The organism is Pseudomonas sp. DNDY-54 (assembly GCF_019880365.1).
GTDB lineage: Bacteria > Pseudomonadota > Gammaproteobacteria > Pseudomonadales > Pseudomonadaceae > Stutzerimonas > Stutzerimonas stutzeri_P.
This window is the reverse complement of the sequence record NZ_CP082271.1, coordinates 542853-559609: the sequence shown is the minus strand read 5'-3', so window position 1 is coordinate 559609 and position 16757 is coordinate 542853. Positions and strand designations below refer to the sequence as shown.

Annotated in this window: 15 protein-coding genes; 9 read left to right on the top strand and 6 right to left on the bottom strand. The window is 60.8% G+C overall.

What is annotated here, in order from left to right:
- Positions 1 to 8: 8 nt before the first annotated feature.
- The 3 genes from K4O48_RS02630 to gabT all read right to left on the bottom strand — a co-directional run bounded on the left by K4O48_RS02630 (position 9) and on the right by gabT (position 2761).
- A complete protein-coding gene (locus K4O48_RS02630; RefSeq protein ID WP_260523692.1) occupies positions 9 to 710 on the bottom strand; it encodes a phosphoglycolate phosphatase in 702 nt (233 codons plus the stop codon).
- Complete coding sequence (rpe, locus tag K4O48_RS02625; RefSeq protein WP_222910632.1) at positions 707 to 1381, bottom strand: ribulose-phosphate 3-epimerase; 675 nt, start codon at positions 1379 to 1381, stop codon at positions 707 to 709. The genes K4O48_RS02630 and rpe overlap by 4 nt, the downstream gene beginning before the upstream one ends.
- 99 nt (positions 1382 to 1480) lie before the next feature.
- A complete protein-coding gene (gene gabT / locus K4O48_RS02620) occupies positions 1481 to 2761 on the bottom strand; it encodes a 4-aminobutyrate--2-oxoglutarate transaminase (RefSeq protein WP_222910631.1) in 1281 nt (426 codons plus the stop codon).
- Positions 2762 to 3118: 357 nt separating this feature from the next.
- Between gabT and K4O48_RS02615 the strand changes: the two genes are divergently transcribed.
- Positions 3119 to 4156 (top strand): alpha/beta hydrolase family protein, encoded by a 1038-nt coding sequence (locus tag K4O48_RS02615; RefSeq protein WP_260523691.1) that lies wholly within the window; start codon positions 3119 to 3121, stop codon positions 4154 to 4156.
- Positions 4157 to 4186: 30 nt separating this feature from the next.
- Here K4O48_RS02615 and K4O48_RS02610 read toward each other — a convergent pair whose 3' ends face one another.
- Genes K4O48_RS02610 through K4O48_RS02600 form a run of 3 tightly spaced genes read right to left on the bottom strand, consistent with a single transcriptional unit; the run spans position 4187 to position 6648 of the window.
- Positions 4187 to 4957: a DnaJ domain-containing protein gene (locus tag K4O48_RS02610; protein WP_222910630.1), complete on the bottom strand. Its 771-nt coding sequence runs from the start codon at positions 4955 to 4957 to the stop codon at positions 4187 to 4189.
- Positions 4958 to 5629, bottom strand: a complete 672-nt coding sequence (gene murU / locus K4O48_RS02605; RefSeq protein ID WP_222910629.1) for an N-acetylmuramate alpha-1-phosphate uridylyltransferase MurU — start codon at positions 5627 to 5629, stop codon at positions 4958 to 4960.
- A complete protein-coding gene (locus tag K4O48_RS02600) occupies positions 5626 to 6648 on the bottom strand; it encodes an aminoglycoside phosphotransferase family protein (protein WP_222911961.1) in 1023 nt (340 codons plus the stop codon). The genes murU and K4O48_RS02600 overlap by 4 nt, the downstream gene beginning before the upstream one ends.
- A 131-nt stretch (positions 6649 to 6779) precedes the next feature.
- On the opposite strand from K4O48_RS02600, the gene K4O48_RS02595 reads away from it, so the two are divergent.
- The 8 genes from K4O48_RS02595 to K4O48_RS02560 all read left to right on the top strand — a co-directional run bounded on the left by K4O48_RS02595 (position 6780) and on the right by K4O48_RS02560 (position 16669).
- Entirely contained in the window at positions 6780 to 9536 is a 2757-nt protein-coding gene (locus K4O48_RS02595; RefSeq protein ID WP_222910628.1) for an LPS-assembly protein LptD, read from the top strand.
- Positions 9517 to 10824, top strand: a complete 1308-nt coding sequence (locus tag K4O48_RS02590; RefSeq protein ID WP_222910627.1) for a peptidylprolyl isomerase — start codon at positions 9517 to 9519, stop codon at positions 10822 to 10824. Before K4O48_RS02595 ends, K4O48_RS02590 begins: the two co-directional genes overlap by 20 nt.
- 80 nt (positions 10825 to 10904) lie before the next feature.
- Positions 10905 to 11891: a 4-hydroxythreonine-4-phosphate dehydrogenase PdxA gene (pdxA, locus tag K4O48_RS02585; protein ID WP_222910626.1), complete on the top strand. Its 987-nt coding sequence runs from the start codon at positions 10905 to 10907 to the stop codon at positions 11889 to 11891.
- A 233-nt stretch (positions 11892 to 12124) separates the two neighbouring features.
- Entirely contained in the window at positions 12125 to 12922 is a 798-nt protein-coding gene (gene rsmA, locus K4O48_RS02580; protein ID WP_222910625.1) for a 16S rRNA (adenine(1518)-N(6)/adenine(1519)-N(6))-dimethyltransferase RsmA, read from the top strand.
- Positions 12923 to 12949: 27 nt separating this feature from the next.
- Positions 12950 to 13333 carry a Co2+/Mg2+ efflux protein ApaG gene (gene apaG / locus K4O48_RS02575; protein WP_222910624.1) on the top strand — a complete coding sequence of 128 codons (384 nt, stop codon included), beginning with the start codon at positions 12950 to 12952 and terminating at the stop codon, positions 13331 to 13333.
- Positions 13330 to 14154 carry a symmetrical bis(5'-nucleosyl)-tetraphosphatase gene (locus tag K4O48_RS02570; RefSeq protein ID WP_222910623.1) on the top strand — a complete coding sequence of 275 codons (825 nt, stop codon included), beginning with the start codon at positions 13330 to 13332 and terminating at the stop codon, positions 14152 to 14154. Before apaG ends, K4O48_RS02570 begins: the two co-directional genes overlap by 4 nt.
- Positions 14147 to 14476, top strand: a complete 330-nt coding sequence (glpE, locus tag K4O48_RS02565) for a thiosulfate sulfurtransferase GlpE (protein ID WP_222910622.1) — start codon at positions 14147 to 14149, stop codon at positions 14474 to 14476. Before K4O48_RS02570 ends, glpE begins: the two co-directional genes overlap by 8 nt.
- Positions 14477 to 14746: 270 nt before the next feature.
- Positions 14747 to 16669 (top strand): PrkA family serine protein kinase, encoded by a 1923-nt coding sequence (locus K4O48_RS02560; RefSeq protein ID WP_222910621.1) that lies wholly within the window; start codon positions 14747 to 14749, stop codon positions 16667 to 16669.
- Positions 16670 to 16757: the final 88 nt, after the last annotated feature.

Below are 16757 nucleotides of genomic sequence, written 5' to 3'. Positions count from 1 at the left end.
AGGCCACACTAGCGCAGCCCCGAAACCGAAGCAACCAGCTCGCGCAGGTCGTCGAGTACCAACGCAGGCTCCTCATTAGCGATGGGCTCGCCGTGGTTGTAGCCATAACTGAGGGCGACACAGGGAACGGCCGCCGCTTTCGCCGCGCGCACATCGTTACGCGAGTCACCGACGAACAGCGAATCGCCGGGTTCCACCCCGGCCTGATCCATAACCCACAGCAGCGCCGCCGGGTCGGGCTTCTGCTGAGGCAACGTGTCCCCACCGACCAACCATTGGAAATAACCCGCCAGTCCCTTCTCTTCCAGCAAAGGTTCGATGAACTGGGCCGGCTTGTTGGTGATGATCGCAAGCTTCACGTCACGCTCGCGCAGCCAGTCCAGGCTCTCGCGAACGCCGGGGTAGACCGTGGTCAGTTCGTGTCCGCCGGAATAGGCCTGCATGAACAGCGCCAGCGCCTCGTCGGCCAGCTCCTCGGCTACACCCTCGTGCTGCAGCTGACCGGCCAGCGCGCGACGCACCAGCACCCGCGAGCCGTTGCCCACCCAGTCACGCACCCGATCAATGCCGGCGGGCTCACGCCCCAGCAACATCAGCATCTTGTCGACCGCGGCGGCCAGGTCCGGCACCGAATCCATCAGGGTGCCGTCCAGGTCGAACATCACCAACCGCGGCAGCTGGCCGTCGAACAGTTGCTCGAGACGGGTCATGGGCGTGCCAGCGCCAGCTCGGCGCGCATCTGGTCGATCACGACCTTGTAGTCCGGCTGGTTGAAGATGGCCGAGCCGGCGACGAAGGTATCGGCACCGGCTGCGGCGATCTCGCGGATGTTCTTCGGATTGACGCCACCATCGATTTCCAGCCGGATCTCGCGGCCGCTGGCATCGATCAGCGCACGGGCTTCGCGCAGCTTGTCCAGCGTATTGGGGATGAATTTCTGCCCGCCGAAGCCGGGGTTGACGCTCATCAGCAGGACCATGTCGATCTTGTCCATGACGTACTTGAGCACGTCCAGCGGCGTCGCCGGATTGAACACCAGGCCAGCCTTGGCACCGCCGTCCTTGATCAACTGCAGCGAGCGGTCGATGTGATCCGAAGCTTCCGGGTGAAAGGTGATGTAGCTGGCGCCCGCTTCGAGGAAGTCACCAATCATGCGATCCACCGGCTTGACCATCAGATGCACATCGATAGGTGCGGTGACGCCGTGCTTGCGCAGCGCCGAGCAGACCATCGGGCCGATCGTCAGGTTGGGAACGTAGTGGTTGTCCATTACATCGAAGTGAACGATGTTCGCGCCCGCGGCGAGCACGTTGTCCACTTCCTCGCCCAGGCGGGCGAAATTGGCGGAGAGAATGGAGGGGGCGATGGCGAACGGCTGCATGACGACCTCGGGTAGCACGGCGGAATGCCGCGCATTGTACCCGAGGGTCAGGGTGGCGGCGCGTTCGACATCCGCTGGGATGTCGGCGTGCCGCTCGGGTCAGGTCAGCTCGTCGAAGCACTCAGCAATGATCGCCAGGCCACGTTCGAGCAGCTCGTCCTCGGCAGTCAGCGGCACCAGCACACGTAGCACGTTGTAGTAGGTGCCGCAGGACAGCAGGATCAGGCCCTTGTCCCGTGCCTTGGCGACAATCTGCGAGGTCAGCGCCGCGGCCGGTCGCGCATGGTCGCCGTCCTCGAACAGCTCGATGGCGATCATCGCGCCCAGTCCGCGGACCTCGCCGATTTCCTTGTGCCGTGCCTGAATCGACTCAAGGCCCGCCGTTAGCTTCCCGGCCACGGTCTTGCAGCGGTCGAGCAATTTTTCTTCGTCAAAAACTTCCATCACCGCAAGCGCCGCCGCACAGGACAACGGGTTGCCGGCGTAGGTGCCGCCCAGCCCGCCAGGCGCGATGGCGTCCATGATCTCAGCCTTGCCGCAGACGCCGGCAATCGGAAAGCCGCCGCCGACCGACTTGGCGAAGGTGGTCAGATCAGCGACCACGCCCATCTGCTCCATGGCGAAGAACGTCCCGGTTCGTCCAGCGCCGGTCTGCACTTCATCGGCGATCAGCAGGATGCCGTGCTCGTCGCACAGCGCGCGCAGGCGGACCATGAACTCTTTGGGTGCGACGTTGAAGCCGCCCTCGCCCTGCACCGGCTCAATGATGATCGCGGCGATATCGCGCGGCTCGGCGTCGTTCTTGAAAATGCGTTCGATACTGGCGATCGACTCATCAACGCTGACGCCATGGATTGCGCAGGGATACTGCGCGCGGAAGATGCCGCCCGGCATCAGCCCCATTCCAGCGGAGTACGGCGCAACCTTGCCAGTCAGCCCCAGGGTCATCATGGTGCGGCCGTGATAAGCGCCAGTGAAGGCGATCACTCCGGCGCGGCCGGTGGCGGCGCGGGCAATCTTCACCGCGTTCTCCACTGCCTCGGAGCCGGTGGTGACCAGCAACGTCTTCTTGGCGAAATCACCCGGCACCCGTGCGTTGATCTTCTCGCACAGCTCGACGTACGGCTCGTAGGCGAGTACCTGGAAGCAGGTGTGGGTCAGCTTGTGCAGCTGCGCTTCCACCGCCTTGATGATCTTAGGGTGCAGGTGGCCAGTATTCAGCACAGCAATGCCGCCGGCAAAATCGATGAATTCACGGCCCTCGACGTCGACCACGCTGCTGTTCTTCGCATGATCGGCAAAGATTGGATGAATCTGGCCGACGCCACGGGGAACGGCGTCGACACGGCGTTGCATCATGGATTCGTTGGTCTTGCTCATAAGCTCCTCAGTAGCCGCTCATCGTCGGCACGGGTCGGGAAAGACGCCAGGAAGCGAGCACAGCAGCATACGATGATCGACTGCCGGGCCATGCGGCGTTCGGATAACAGTAGAGCGATGTTCGTTATTTTGCACGGCGAATGTTTTAACAGCATCGCTCGTATATTGTCGCGTGCTCGCTGTCCTGCTGCGCGGAGCCGCCTTCGTAAGGCGCCCAGCATCGGTACAACTTGGCGCTCTTCGCGGTAGCCTTCGACACGAAGGCCTCACACATTTGTCCATCATGCCGAAAACGGGTAAGGCGTACGCGATAAGCGGCGCAGTCCCACCCGTGCGGTAGATAACCCGGAGCCCTTGATGCCTCGCATGTGTAACTCGATCAGGTGGTCCGCCCTGTTGTGGCTGATCGTTGCCGCTGTCGTCAGTCATGCCGACGATGCCAGCGAGATAGCTCAAACCGGTGCTGACCGCACTTCAGCGCCTGCCGCTGCCGAGCGCCCACCGCTGCAGTCGCGCAGCGATGCCATGGCTGAAAGCCTGGTGCGCCAGCTGTCCGCCAGTGAGTTCATCAGCCTGACGGCCGGCGAAACAGACTTTACTGCGCTCTGGAAACCGGCCAATGTCGGCAAGCCAAAAGGTGTGGTGATTCTGCTTCCCAGTGAGGGTGAAAGTGCCGATTGGCCACGCAGCATCGGACCGTTACGTCGAGGCCTGCCTGATCATGGCTGGCATACCCTTAGCCTGAGTTTGCCTCATTCGCCTGGCTTTCTGCTGCCTGCAGCGACAGACCTGGTGGACGACGAAGAGGACACGCCTGCCCTGGCCGTAAAACCCGAAGCGATGACCGAACAGCAGATGGACGACGCAGCGCCCAATGAGGCCGGCTACCTGCCCGAGGAAGCCGCAGCAGCCCCCGTTGAACCTGCCGACAATACCGAGACGGGCGCACCGCTCGAGTCGAATGCACCGGTCGTTGATCAGGCTGAACAGATCCTTGAACGTATCGAATCAGCACTGGCGTTCGCTCGTAGCAAACAGCCGTCGACCATCATTCTCCTTGGCCAAGGCACCGGCGGTTATTGGGCAGCGCGCTATCTTCAGCAACGGGCTCCTGGCGATGTCAGGCATCTGGGGGTGATTCGACCACGCCAGCCGGAAGGACAAGATGAATCGTTAGAACAGCTGATACCCACCCTCAGGTTAGCGACGGGTGATTTCTACTATAGGGAAGAACATGGCGAGCCTTCGGCGGCACGGGCGCGCTTGAACGCAAGTCGCCGAATCGAGCACCCGGCCTACCGCCAGGTGGGGTTGCCAGCGCTCACAGGTGACCGCACGGCCGATCAAGAACAGCTAGTGCGCCGGGTACGCGGCTGGCTGGACAAGCAGAGGTAGCCAGCGCCCGCCCCAGCTGCGACTTAGGGCTCAGCGAAAGCCTCGGCGCTCGCGGATCAAGACATAAGCACTGTGCAGCTCGCGGGTCCGCTCGGTCGCATCACGAACCTGCTGGACCGTTGCACCCGCGCCGGCCTGTTTGTCCGGATGATGCTTACTGAGCAACCGTCGATATGCGCGTTTGATCACCTGGGGCTCGCTGTCGGCACGCACGCCAAGCAACCGCAGCGCCTGCTCATAGGCACCAGCCGGATTGCTCGGCGCCCCTTGACTTCGCCCGCCGCTGACATCCAGCGCCGCAATGGCCGCCGAGCCCCACCCCATCCACTTGCCCCAGAGCATGATCAGCTCATGCTGGCGCGCATCAATCGCGCCCTGAGCGCGCGCCATCCTCCAGCAAGCCTGAAGCACGGACTTGGTGTCTTCATGCCTGCCTTTCAATCGGTGTAGCGGGTCGCGCAAACCATCGCCGCTGGACTTGCCGCGATAAAAGGCGTCGATGGCGGCACGCTGAGCGGTTGCAGTCAGGCGCAGCCGCTGCATCTCTCGACGGGCAGCCTGGATGTGCGCCTCGCTGATTCGTCCGCTGCTTTTCGCAAGGCGTCCGAGCAGAAAAAAAAGCAACTCGTCGCCCTGCATCACGGCCTTGCCGCCGCCCATGCGCTCGCGCAGCCTGGCCCAGGAATTGAGCCCGAAGCGCCGGTCGAGAACCTGCCCAAGCAATGCGCCAAGCAGTGCCCCAGGGATACTCGCAAGCAACCAGCCAATCAGTGCACCCAGCAGCGTTATGGGCCAGAACATCTAGCGTCGCGCCTCGAGGATCTGCTCGACGTCCGCCAGTCGCTCATGGGTGCCAACGTCCACCCAGCGTCCACGGTAGTACTCCCCACTGACCTGGCCCGCGGCGATTGCCTGGCGCAGCAGCGGCGCGAGCTTGAATGCACCCGCACTGCACCCGTCGAACAGGCGCGGATCAAGAATTGCCATACCGCTGTAGGTAAGCATGGTATCTGGCGGGCCTGCATCGACCACCGCGCCGTGAGTCAGCGAGAAGTCGCCCGCCGGATGATGGCCCGGATTGTCTACCAGCACCAAGTGCGCCTGACCGGCCAGCGGCCGCATCAGCGCAGCGAAGTCGTAGTCGGTCCAAATGTCCCCATTGACCACAATGAACGGTTGCTCCCCCAACAGCGGTAACGCGCGGTAGATTCCGCCGCCGGTTTCGAGCGGTTCGCCCTCGGCTGAATAGCGGATTCGCACGCCGAACCGGTCGCCTGTTCCCAGGTATGCCTCGATCTGCTCGCCAAGCCACGCATGGTTGATGACCAGATCGTTGATACCCGCAGCAGCTAGGGCGCGGACGTGGTATTCGATCAGCGGCATACCACCGGCCTGCACCAATGGTTTGGGCGTGTGCAAAGTCAGCGGGCGCAGACGCTCGCCCTTGCCTGCTGCCAGAATCATGGCTTTCATGGTTGTACCTGTGCGGATGGCAGGTCTTGCAACAACGCCCTCAGTTCTGCCAGTTCCGGGCGACGCGCCGCGACCGTCTCGATGTACGCGAAGAACCGTGGAACGTCGGTCAGATAGCGCGGCTTGCCGTCACGGTGACAGATCCGCGCGAATATACCGATGACCTTCAGGTGCCGTTGAAGGCCCATCAGATCGCTAGCGCGCTGGAACTCCTCGAAGCTGGACTGGACCGGAACACCGCGTGCCCGCGCGGCTTCCCAATAGCCTTGCAACCAACCGCACACGCGCTCCTCTGACCAGCTCAGAAACGCATCCTTGAACAACGAGGTGATGTCATACGTGACGGGACCGACAACGGCATCCTGAAAATCCAGCACGCCGGGATTCGGTTCGCTGGCCATCAGATTGCGCGGCATGTAGTCGCGGTGCACAAGCACACGCGGCTGCGCCAGGGCCGAATCAATCAGCAATCGGCATGTACGCTCCCAGACGCTCAGCTCGGCCGCGCTGAACTGGTAGCCAAGATGACGCTGCACATACCACTCAGGAAACAACTGCAGCTCACGACGCAGCAGCGCCTCGTCATAGCTTGGCAATGACTGCTCCAACGGCTGGACCTGGAAGGCTAGCAGCGCCTGAATGGCGTCGGCGAACAGGGCGTCGGCGTTGGCTTCGTCAATGATGTCGAGGTAGGTCTGGCGTCCCAGATCGCTAAGCAGCAAAAAGCCGCGTTCCAGATCCTGAGCGAGAACCTCCGGTACATTGACCCCCGCATTGTCCAGCAGCGCCGCCACGGCAACGAATGGCCGACAGTTCTCCTGTGGCGGTGGCGCGTCCATCAGGATGAAACTGCGCCCGTCCGCCTCCCAGCGAAAATAGCGACGAAAACTGGCATCGCTGCTGGCCGGAACCATCCGCGCCTCGGGCACGTCCCCCCAGCCGCGACGCGCGAAAAGCGCGCTCAGTTGAGGTTGCAGCCAGGCGTTCAGGTCCTGCAGGCGTTGATCGTGTTGCGGCATATCAGTGCTCTCCGCGGCGCTAGCCGATAGACGGGTCATGCTTTATTATCCAGCATCTTTTTCAGCCCATCGAGAGGCGTGCGGCCCAGCCCGGCCGATGGCTCGCCGCAAGCACGGACCCTAAAAACAAGATGGCAGTCAAATATCCCGCTTTTCGTAAAAAATTCCCTCTACTGGTTACCGGCGGCCTGCTCGCTTTACAACCTGTGGCGACCCCTCTGGTAATTGCAGCCGAACAGTTCGCCTGCCAGCCCGGTGCGGGTGGCGGCTGGAGCTGCGCCTCCGATGCCGCGAGCCCCGAGCTACCACCCCGCCCTGTTCACCGTGGTAGCGCTGCTGGAAGCACCACCGACCCGGCGCAGCCACGTGCTAGCAAGCCTAAGCGTCAGGTAGCCACCACCAAGCTGGTGACCGAGAGCAAAGGCCGTGCGCTGGCATCACGCAGCGCCGACTATAGCCATCTGGACTGGGTGCCGCGTGACCAGCTGACCAATGCGCAGCTGGCGGAGACGGGTCCTTATTGCGCCGGCACCTATGTTGAACCGAGCCGCCCCGGTCAGTTCGACGATACGCCGATGAGCGACGCCCCGACGTACGTCTCGGCAAAAGCCACGCGTTATGAACAGCAGCAGGAAATCGCAACGCTGGCCGGTGACGTCGTGCTGCGGCAGGGAAGCATCCAGGCCGAAGCCGATGAGGCCAGCCTGCATCAGCTGGAGAACCGCGGCGAGCTGAAAGGCAATGTCCGACTGCGTGACCGCAGTGCCCTTATGGTCGGTGACCGCGCCGAGATCTTCCTCGACACCGGTGAAGCCCAGGTCGACAACGCGGAATATGTGGTTCACGAAGGCAAGATCCGCGGTAGCGCGCTGTATGCCAAGCGCACCGACGACGCCATCATTCGTCTTAAGGACGGCACCTATACGCGCTGCGAGCCAGGTGACAACGACTGGTATCTGCAAGGCAACAACGTCACGCTGAATCCGGCGACCGGCTTTGGCTCGGCAACCAACGTGACACTTCGGGTCAAGGGCGTCCCGGTGTTTTATACACCGTATATCCACTTCCCGATCGATGATCGGCGCCAGTCTGGTTTCCTCGCGCCCAGCATCAGCTCCTCGAGCGATACGGGCCTTTCGCTGGTCACCCCGTATTACTTCAACCTGGCGCCCAATTTCGACGCCACGCTCTATCCGAATTACATGACTGACCGCGGCCTGCTGATGGAGGGCGAATTCCGCTACCTGACCCGCAGCAGCGAAGGCCAGTTCGGCGCTGCTTACCTGGACGACAGCAATGATGATCGTAAGCTCCAGTCCGAGTATGAAGATCAACGCTGGATGTACAGCTGGCAGCATCGCACCGGCCTGGACAGTCGCTGGTTGGCCGAGGCCGATTACACGGATATTAGCGACCCATACTATTTCCAGGACCTCGACACCAGCCTGAGCATTGATCAGCCGGATCATCTGGACCAGCGCGGCACTCTGACTTACCGGGCGCCAACCTATACGGCGCGCCTGAATGTGCATGCTTATGAGCGCGCCACCATTGCGGACGTCACGCCTTACGAGCGCCTGCCTCAGCTAACACTGGACGGCGCTCTGCCATTTCAGCCAGGCGGTCTGCGCTTCGCCTATAACACCGAATTCGTCAGTTTCCAGCGCAGCCTGCGCAGCGGCAACTTCATCAACGATGATGGCAACCCCGAGCGCTGGTATGACGATCGACTGAGCGGCTTGACCCGCGCAGAAGGTGAACGATTGCATCTGGAACCGGGCGTAAGCCTTCCCCTCAATTGGAGCTGGGGCTTCGTCAAACCCTCGTTGAAGTATGCCTATACCAAGTACGACCTGACGCTGGATAACACCGGCCGAAATCAGGTGAATGATTTCAACGACTCGCCCGATCGGAGCGTACCGATCTTCAGCGTTGACAGCGGTCTGTACTTTGATCGCGACACCGAGTGGTTCGGTAAAAACTACCGTCAGACCCTTGAGCCGCGGATGTTCTATCTGTATGTGCCGGAAGAAGATCAGGACAATATCCCTGTGTTCGACACCGGGGAGAACACCTTCAGCTACTCGTCCCTGTGGCGTGAAAACCGCTTCTCCGGCAAGGATCGGATCGGGGACGCCAACCAGCTATCCCTGGGCGTGACCAATCGCTGGATCGAGCCGAACGGCATGGAGCGTCAACGCTTCAGCATCGGTCAAACCGTTTACTTCCGTGACCGCGAAGTGCAGCTGCCGAACTTGGAAGATCGCCCAGGCGCCACTTCGGACGTGTCGCCCTATGCGCTGGAATACCTCTTCCGCTTCAACCGCGACTGGCGCTTCACCTCGACCTTCAACTGGGACCCGGACGAAGGCCGAACGCAGTCGGGCAGCGCCATGTTCCACTATCAGCCCGCTGATAACCCGAACAAGATCGTCAACGTTGGCTACCGCTACCGCAACGACACCGTGCGCTTTGATCAGGCCACCGGTGAGTGGACGTACGGCGGTGACTACGGCACGCCAGGTACACCCGAGTACATCAAGGACTACTACAAGATCAACCAGCACGACATATCCACCATCTGGCCGATCGTGCCGCAGTGGAGCGTGATTGCGCGCTGGCAGCATGACTACAGCCGCAACCGTACGCTGGAGGCCTTCGGCGGCTTCGAGTACGACAATTGCTGCTGGAAGCTTCGCCTGATCAACCGCTACTGGATCGACTACGACGAAACCAGTCTCAACCCATCGCAGAACGATGAACCGGACAACGGCATCTTCCTGCAAATCGTCCTCAAGGGACTCGGCGGCGTGTTCGGCAGCTCGACCGAGACATTCCTCGACGAAGGCATACAAGGTTACCGTGAACGTGAAGATCAAGCTTTCTGATTACCTGCGCCCACTGCTAATGGGCGCGCTTCTACTAGGCAACGCCACCCTGGCTACCTCGGCCTCCGCCGAGGTTCGCCCTCTTGATCGCATCGTCGCTATCGTCGACAACGACGTCATCATGCAGAGCCAGCTGGACCAGCGTCTGCGTGAGGTCGAGCAAACCATTGAGAAGCGTGGCGCGGAGATGCCGCCGCGGGACGTGATGCAGCAACAGGTTCTCGAACGATTGATCACCGAGAACCTGCAGTTGCAGATCGGTGAACGGTCAGGCATTCGTATTTCCGACGAGGAGCTCAATCAGGCCATGGCCACTATTGCCCAGCGCAATAACATGAGCCTTGATCAGTTCCGCGCCGCGCTGGAACGCGACGGTCTGAGCCTGGAATCTGCTCGTGAGCAGATTCGCCGCGAGATGGTCATTAGCCGGGTGCGCCAGCGCCGCATTGCCGAGCGTGTTCAAGTTTCAAACCAGGAAGTGGAGAACTTCCTCGCATCCGACTTGGGCAAGCTGCAGCTTTCCGAAGAATACCGGCTGGCCAACATCCTAATACCCGTTCCGGAATCTGCTGATTCGGCTGCGGTCCGGGCGGCTGAAGAAACCGCAAGGGATACCTACGAACAGCTGCAGAACGGCGCTGACTTCGCCAAGCTGGCGGTATCGCGCTCGGCCAGTGAGAACGCGCTGGAAGGCGGCGATATGGGCTGGCGCAAGGCAGCGCAGCTGCCACCGCCCTTCGACACCGAAGTGCGCAGCATGAACGCTGGCGACTTCACGCAGCCTGTCCGCACCCCGCCTGGCTTCATTCTGCTCAAGGTTCTGGACAAGCGCGGCGGGGATACCCAGGTACGCGACGAGGTTCACGTCCGCCACATCCTGATCAAGCCGAGCCAGATTCGCAGCGAAGAAGAAAGCCGCCGGCTGATTCAACGACTGCGCGACCGCGTCCTTGCAGGCGAAAGCTTCGCTGACCTGGCGAAGAACTTTTCTGAAGACCCAGGCTCAGCGCTCAACGGCGGCGACCTCAACTGGATCGATCCAAGCTCGCTGGTACCGGAGTTCCGCGAGGTCATGGCCAACACACCGAATGGTCAGCTGTCCGAGCCCTTCAAGACGCCCTATGGCTGGCATATCCTCGAAGTATTGGGACGTCGCGCTACGGATGCGAGCGAAGAGTTCCGCGAGCAGCAGGCGCAGACGCTCCTGCGCAACCGCAAATATGAGGAAGAGCTGCAAGCCTGGCTGCGCCAGATACGCGACGAAGCGTACGTCGAGATTAAGATCTGACAGCAACGCGATCGCAGCACCCATAGCGGGCCTGCCAGTTTGGCCGGCCCGTTTTTTTATCCTGCATGAGGCCGATCGGCATGACCGTCAAACGCTTCGCCCTGACTCCCGGCGAGCCCGCCGGCATCGGCCCAGATCTTTGCCTGCTGCTCGCGCGCGACAGCCAACCCCACGCGCTGATCGCTGTCGCCAGTCTTGACTTGATGCGCACACGCACTAACGAGCTAGGCTTGGACATTCAACTGCTCGAGGTCACCCCAGAGCACTGGCCTGACCAGCCAGCCCCTGCCGGTAGCCTGTATGTCTGGAATACACCGCTGGCCGCTCCCGTCTGCAGTGGACAACTCAACCCGGCGAATGCCGACTATGTGATCGCCACGTTGCAGCGCGCCGGAAACGGTTGCCTTGACGGAAGCTTTGCCGGTGTGATCACCGCGCCCGTGCACAAGGGCGTAATCAACGAGGCCGGCATACCGTTTTCAGGCCACACCGAGTTTCTCGCCGACCTTACGGGCACCGAGCAAGTTGTGATGATGCTTGCGACCCACGGTCTGCGGGTCGCGCTGGTAACCACGCACCTGCCGCTCAAAGACGTTGCGTCGGCGATTACTCGCGAACGGCTGCAGCGCGTGGCGCGTATTCTCCACACCGACCTGGTGGAAAAGTTTGGCATCCCCCACCCGCGCATTTTGGTCTGCGGCCTGAACCCGCATGCCGGTGAGGGCGGGCATTTAGGCCGCGAAGAAATCGAGGTCATCGAGCCAGCACTGAACGAGCTTCGTCATGAGGGCCTCGATTTGATCGGCCCGCTACCCGCCGACACGCTCTTCACGCCCAAGCATCTCGAGCATTGCGATGCGGTGCTGGCGATGTATCACGACCAGGGATTGCCGGTACTCAAATACAAGGGCTTCGGCGCGGCCGTTAACATCACCCTGGGCCTGCCAATCGTGCGCACCTCTGTCGATCACGGTACAGCGCTGGATCTCGCTGGCTCCGGGCGGATTGACACCGGAAGCCTGCGGGTCGCACTGGAAACCGCGTATCAAATGGCCGCTAATCGCTAGCCTCCGCTCGAGCTCGAACAGGTTGTGCGAGCCACCCAAACAAGGCCGATCAACACGGGTCGGTTCCACTACGGCTACACCAGCACCGCCGGCCGAGGTTGCTTCTCTAGCAGCACCCCCGGCCCTGCCTTTGGGCAGTTAGTCGCCTTGGTGATTGCACCTGTTAAACTGCACGCCTTTTCGCTTCCAGCGTCAGGCTGCTCGCTTGACGTTGCTCCTGGGTACTGCAGTCCATGTCCGATAACTATCAACACCGGGCGCGAAAGCGTTTCGGCCAGAACTTCCTCCATGATGCCGGCGTGATTCACCGCATCCTTCGCGCCATCCACGCCAAATCGGGCGAGCGCATGGTGGAGATTGGCCCGGGCCAAGGCGCCTTGACCGAAGGCTTGATCGACAGCGGTGCGCACCTGGATGTGGTCGAGCTGGATCTAGACCTCATTCCGATCCTTCAGCACAAGTTTGCGGAGCGGGAAAATTTCTCGTTGCATCAGGGCGATGCGCTGAAATTCGATTTTGCCGAACTGAGCCAAGCGCCTGGCAGCCTGCGCATCGTCGGAAACTTGCCGTACAACATTTCCACGCCGCTGATCTTTCACTTACTCGATCACGCCGCACTGATCCGCGACATGCACTTCATGCTGCAGAAAGAAGTCGTCGAGCGTCTGGCCGCAGCGCCAGGCGGCGGTGACTGGGGGCGCCTGTCGATCATGGTTCAGTACCACTGCCGCGTTGAGCACCTCTTCGACGTCGGTCCGGGCGCCTTCAACCCCGCGCCCAAGGTTGATTCAGCCATCGTCCGCCTGGTACCGCACGACGTGCTGCCCCACCCTGCAAAAGATCATCGTCAGCTGGAAACGGTCGTCCGCCAAGCGTTCAACCAGCGCCGCAAGACACTGCGCAACACGCTAAAGGGCTTGCTCGACGCAGACGCCATCGCGGCGGCCAATGTCGACGGTAGCCTGCGCCCGGAACAGCTCGACCTGGCAGCGTTCGTAAGATTGTCAGACCAACTTTCCGCCCGTGTCTGAAGGCGAACCCACCAGCAAGGAGTCAATATGCCTGAGGACCTCCGCTACTGGATCGACGTGAGCGTCAGCCCGGCTTATTTGGCCGACCAGTCGCAGCCGGAACAAAGCCGTTATGCCTTTGCCTACAGGGTAACGATCGAAAACAAGGGTCAGCTCACCGTACAGCTGCTGTCTCGCCACTGGATCATCACCGATGGCGATGGTCAGGTGCAGGAGGTACGTGGAGAGGGCGTGGTTGGCGAACAACCGGTAATCGCGCCGGGCCAACGCCATGTCTATACCAGCGGAACGCTGATGACCTCACGCGTCGGAACGATGCAAGGCAGTTATCAAATGCTTGCGGAAGATGGCCAACGCTTCGATGCCGTGATCGCCCCCTTCCGGCTGGCCGTGCCCGGAGCATTGCATTGACTACATACGCTGTCGGCGACCTGCAAGGTTGCCTCGAACCACTTCGCTGTTTGCTTGAGCGAGTCGACTTCAGCCCCTCGCGGGACTGTCTTTGGCTCGCCGGAGACTTGGTCAACCGAGGCCCGCAGTCCCTCGAGGCCCTGCGTTTCGTACGTGATCTGGGCAGTTCGGCCATCACCGTGCTGGGCAACCATGATCTGCACCTGCTAGCCGTTGCGCACAATATCGAACGACTGAAGCGCTCGGACACCCTCACACCCATTCTCGAGGCACCCGACCGAACGGACCTGATCGACTGGCTGCGCCAGCAGAAGCTGATCCATCACGACACGGAACGAGAGACAACGATGGTCCACGCGGGCATCCCACCGCAGTGGACATTGACCAAAGCGCTCAGGCGCGCCGCGGAAGTGGAACATGCGCTGCGTGACGACGCCTTGCTGCCGCCGTTCCTGGACGGCATGTACGGCAACCAGCCGGCCAAGTGGGACAAAGAGTTGCACGGGGTACCGCGGCTACGCCTAATCACGAACTATTTCACTCGCATGCGGTTCTGCAAGGCTGACGGCACGCTCGACCTGCAAGCCAAGGAGGGGCTCGACTCGGCACCCCAGGGGTTTGCGCCTTGGTTTAGCCATGCCAACCGTAAAACCCGAGGCTGCAAAATCATTTTTGGGCATTGGGCCGCGTTGGAAGGTCACTGCGACGAACCCAACGTCTACGCGCTGGATACCGGCTGCGTATGGGGCAACACCATGACACTGATGAATATCGAGAGCGGCGAAATGTACCGCTGCGATTGCGAGGCAACCGATGACTGAATTCAAACGCATCACCCCAGAGCAAGCTCAGGCGCTGCGCAGCGAAGGCGGCGTGATCGTCGACATTCGCGACCCTCAGAGCTACGCCAGCGGCCACATTGCGGGTTCGACACATCTCGACAACCAATCGCTGCCTGACTTCATCGCGGGAGCGGATCTTGATCATCCACTCGTCGTGACCTGTTACCACGGCCACTCCAGCCAAAGCGCGGCGGCGTATCTGGCCAATCAAGGTTTTTCGGACGTCTATAGCCTGGACGGCGGGTTCGAGTTATGGCGCCAGACGTTCCCGCAAGACGTTGAAACAAGCGATTCGCACTAAAATAATCTGCCTTCCGAGGCCTCGTATCGCGCGGCCTTGCGCCTCCCATCCGACGAAACGCAGCGGTAAAAACCGCCCTCGCCCCTTGAATTTGTTGAATCCGAACTATCCTTCAGTTCAGGCCATCCAAACAGGAGAAAGCCGTGTACCGGCTACCGGCCTCAGGTTTTCGACCATTAGGTGTTCGGGGGGACTCCGCAGGCCGATCAATCGGCCGCACCTGAATGCCTGATGACAACACCGGCTCCGCGCATCGTCCGAGGTGAAGTCATGAGCATTTTCAGCCATTTCCAACAACGATTCGAAGCAACCCGTCAGGAGGAATACTCGCTTCAGGAGTACCTCGACCTGTGCAAGGAAGACCGGGGAACCTACGCCACCGCCGCCGAGCGCCTGTTGATGGCCATCGGTGAACCCGAGCTGATCGACACCTCCGCCGACTCGAGACTGTCGCGCATCTTTTCCAATAAGGTGATCCGCCGCTACCCGGCGTTCGAGGACTTCCATGGCATGGAAGACTGTATCGACCAGATCGTCTCGTACTTCCGCCATGCCGCTCAGGGTCTGGAAGAGAAGAAACAGATTCTCTATCTCCTGGGTCCCGTGGGTGGCGGCAAGTCATCTCTCGCCGAAAAGCTCAAGCAGCTGATGGAAAAGGTGCCCTTTTACGCCATCAAGGGATCACCGGTTTTCGAGTCGCCGTTGGGCCTGTTCAATCCGGCCGAAGATGCGCAGATTCTCGAAGAAGACTACGGCATCCCCCGCCGCTACCTGAACTCGATCATGTCGCCCTGGGCCACCAAGCGCCTGCAGGAGTTTGGCGGAGACATCAGCCAGTTCCGCGTTGTGAAGCTGTACCCATCGATCCTCAACCAGATCGCGATCGCCAAGACCGAGCCGGGGGACGAGAACAACCAGGACATTTCCGCCCTGGTGGGCAAGGTCGATATTCGTAAGCTGGAGGAATTTCCGCAGAACGACGCCGACGCGTACAGCTACTCCGGGGCGCTCTGCCGTGCCAACCAGGGCATGATGGAATTCGTGGAGATGTTCAAGGCGCCGATCAAGGTGCTGCATCCGCTGCTGACTGCCACCCAGGAAGGTAACTACAACAGCACCGAAGGCCTCGGCGCGATTCCCTACAACGGTATTCTGCTGGCCCACTCCAACGAGTCGGAATGGCACACCTTCCGCAACAACAAAAACAACGAAGCGTTTATCGACCGTATCTATATCGTCAAAGTGCCGTACTGCCTGCGGGTGACTGACGAGATCAAGATCTACGACAAACTGCTGTTCAACAGCTCACTGTCGAAAGCCCATTGCGCGCCCGACACGCTGAAAATGTTGGCTCAGTTCTCCGTATTGAGCCGCCTGAAGGAGCCGGAGAACTCCAACATCTATTCGAAGATGCGGGTTTATGACGGTGAGAACCTCAAGGACACCGATCCCAAAGCAAAGTCGATCCAGGAATACCGCGACACCGCCGGCGTCGACGAAGGCATGAACGGACTGTCGACTCGCTTCGCCTTCAAGATTTTGTCCAAAGTGTTCAACTTCGATCCGCACGAGATCGCCGCCAACCCGGTGCACCTGCTTTATGTGCTGGAGCAGCAGATCGAGCAGGAGCAGTTTCCGGCCGAGGTGCGCGAGCGGTATCTACGCTTCATCAAGGAATACCTCGCACCGCGCTACGTCGACTTCATCGGCAAGGAGATTCAGACCGCTTATCTCGAGTCGTACAGCGAGTACGGCCAGAACATCTTCGATCGCTACGTGCTCTATGCGGATTTCTGGATCCAGGATCAGGAGTATCGCGATCCCGAGACCGGGGAAATCCTCAACCGCGCCGCGCTTAACGAAGAGCTGGAAAAGATCGAGAAGCCGGCTGGCATCAGCAATCCGAAAGACTTCCGCAACGAAATCGTCAACTTCGTATTGCGGGCTCGGGCGAACAACAACGGCAAGAATCCGTCCTGGCTCAGCTACGAGAAGCTGCGCGTGGTGATCGAGAAGAAGATGTTCTCCAACACCGAGGATCTGCTCCCGGTCATCAGCTTCAACGCAAAGGCCAGCAAGGAGGATCAGAAGAAGCACAACGACTTCGTCGTGCGCATGGTCGAGCGCGGCTATACCGAAAAACAGGTACGTCTGCTATCGGAATGGTATCTGCGGGTACGTAAATCGCAGTAAAGCAGCTTCAAGCGGCAAGCTTTGAGCGGCAAGCCGTTCCTTCGCGCCGGGACCCCGGCGCGAACCGATAGTCCGCACGGCCAGCTTG

Coding starts and splice junctions, on each gene's coding strand:
- K4O48_RS02610 (WP_222910630.1), bottom strand. CDS start 4,957: ATGTTCTGGCCCATAACGCTGCTGGGTGCACTGATTGGCTGGTTGCTT.
- glpE (WP_222910622.1), top strand. CDS start 14,147: ATGACTGAATTCAAACGCATCACCCCAGAGCAAGCTCAGGCGCTGCGC.
- K4O48_RS02615 (WP_260523691.1), top strand. CDS start 3,119: ATGCCTCGCATGTGTAACTCGATCAGGTGGTCCGCCCTGTTGTGGCTG.
- K4O48_RS02595 (WP_222910628.1), top strand. CDS start 6,780: ATGGCAGTCAAATATCCCGCTTTTCGTAAAAAATTCCCTCTACTGGTT.
- K4O48_RS02560 (WP_222910621.1), top strand. CDS start 14,747: ATGAGCATTTTCAGCCATTTCCAACAACGATTCGAAGCAACCCGTCAG.
- rpe (WP_222910632.1), bottom strand. CDS start 1,381: ATGCAGCCGTTCGCCATCGCCCCCTCCATTCTCTCCGCCAATTTCGCC.
- pdxA (WP_222910626.1), top strand. CDS start 10,905: ATGACCGTCAAACGCTTCGCCCTGACTCCCGGCGAGCCCGCCGGCATC.
- murU (WP_222910629.1), bottom strand. CDS start 5,629: ATGAAAGCCATGATTCTGGCAGCAGGCAAGGGCGAGCGTCTGCGCCCG.
- rsmA (WP_222910625.1), top strand. CDS start 12,125: ATGTCCGATAACTATCAACACCGGGCGCGAAAGCGTTTCGGCCAGAAC.
- apaG (WP_222910624.1), top strand. CDS start 12,950: ATGCCTGAGGACCTCCGCTACTGGATCGACGTGAGCGTCAGCCCGGCT.
- gabT (WP_222910631.1), bottom strand. CDS start 2,761: ATGAGCAAGACCAACGAATCCATGATGCAACGCCGTGTCGACGCCGTT.
- K4O48_RS02630 (WP_260523692.1), bottom strand. CDS start 710: ATGACCCGTCTCGAGCAACTGTTCGACGGCCAGCTGCCGCGGTTGGTG.
- K4O48_RS02600 (WP_222911961.1), bottom strand. CDS start 6,648: ATGCCGCAACACGATCAACGCCTGCAGGACCTGAACGCCTGGCTGCAA.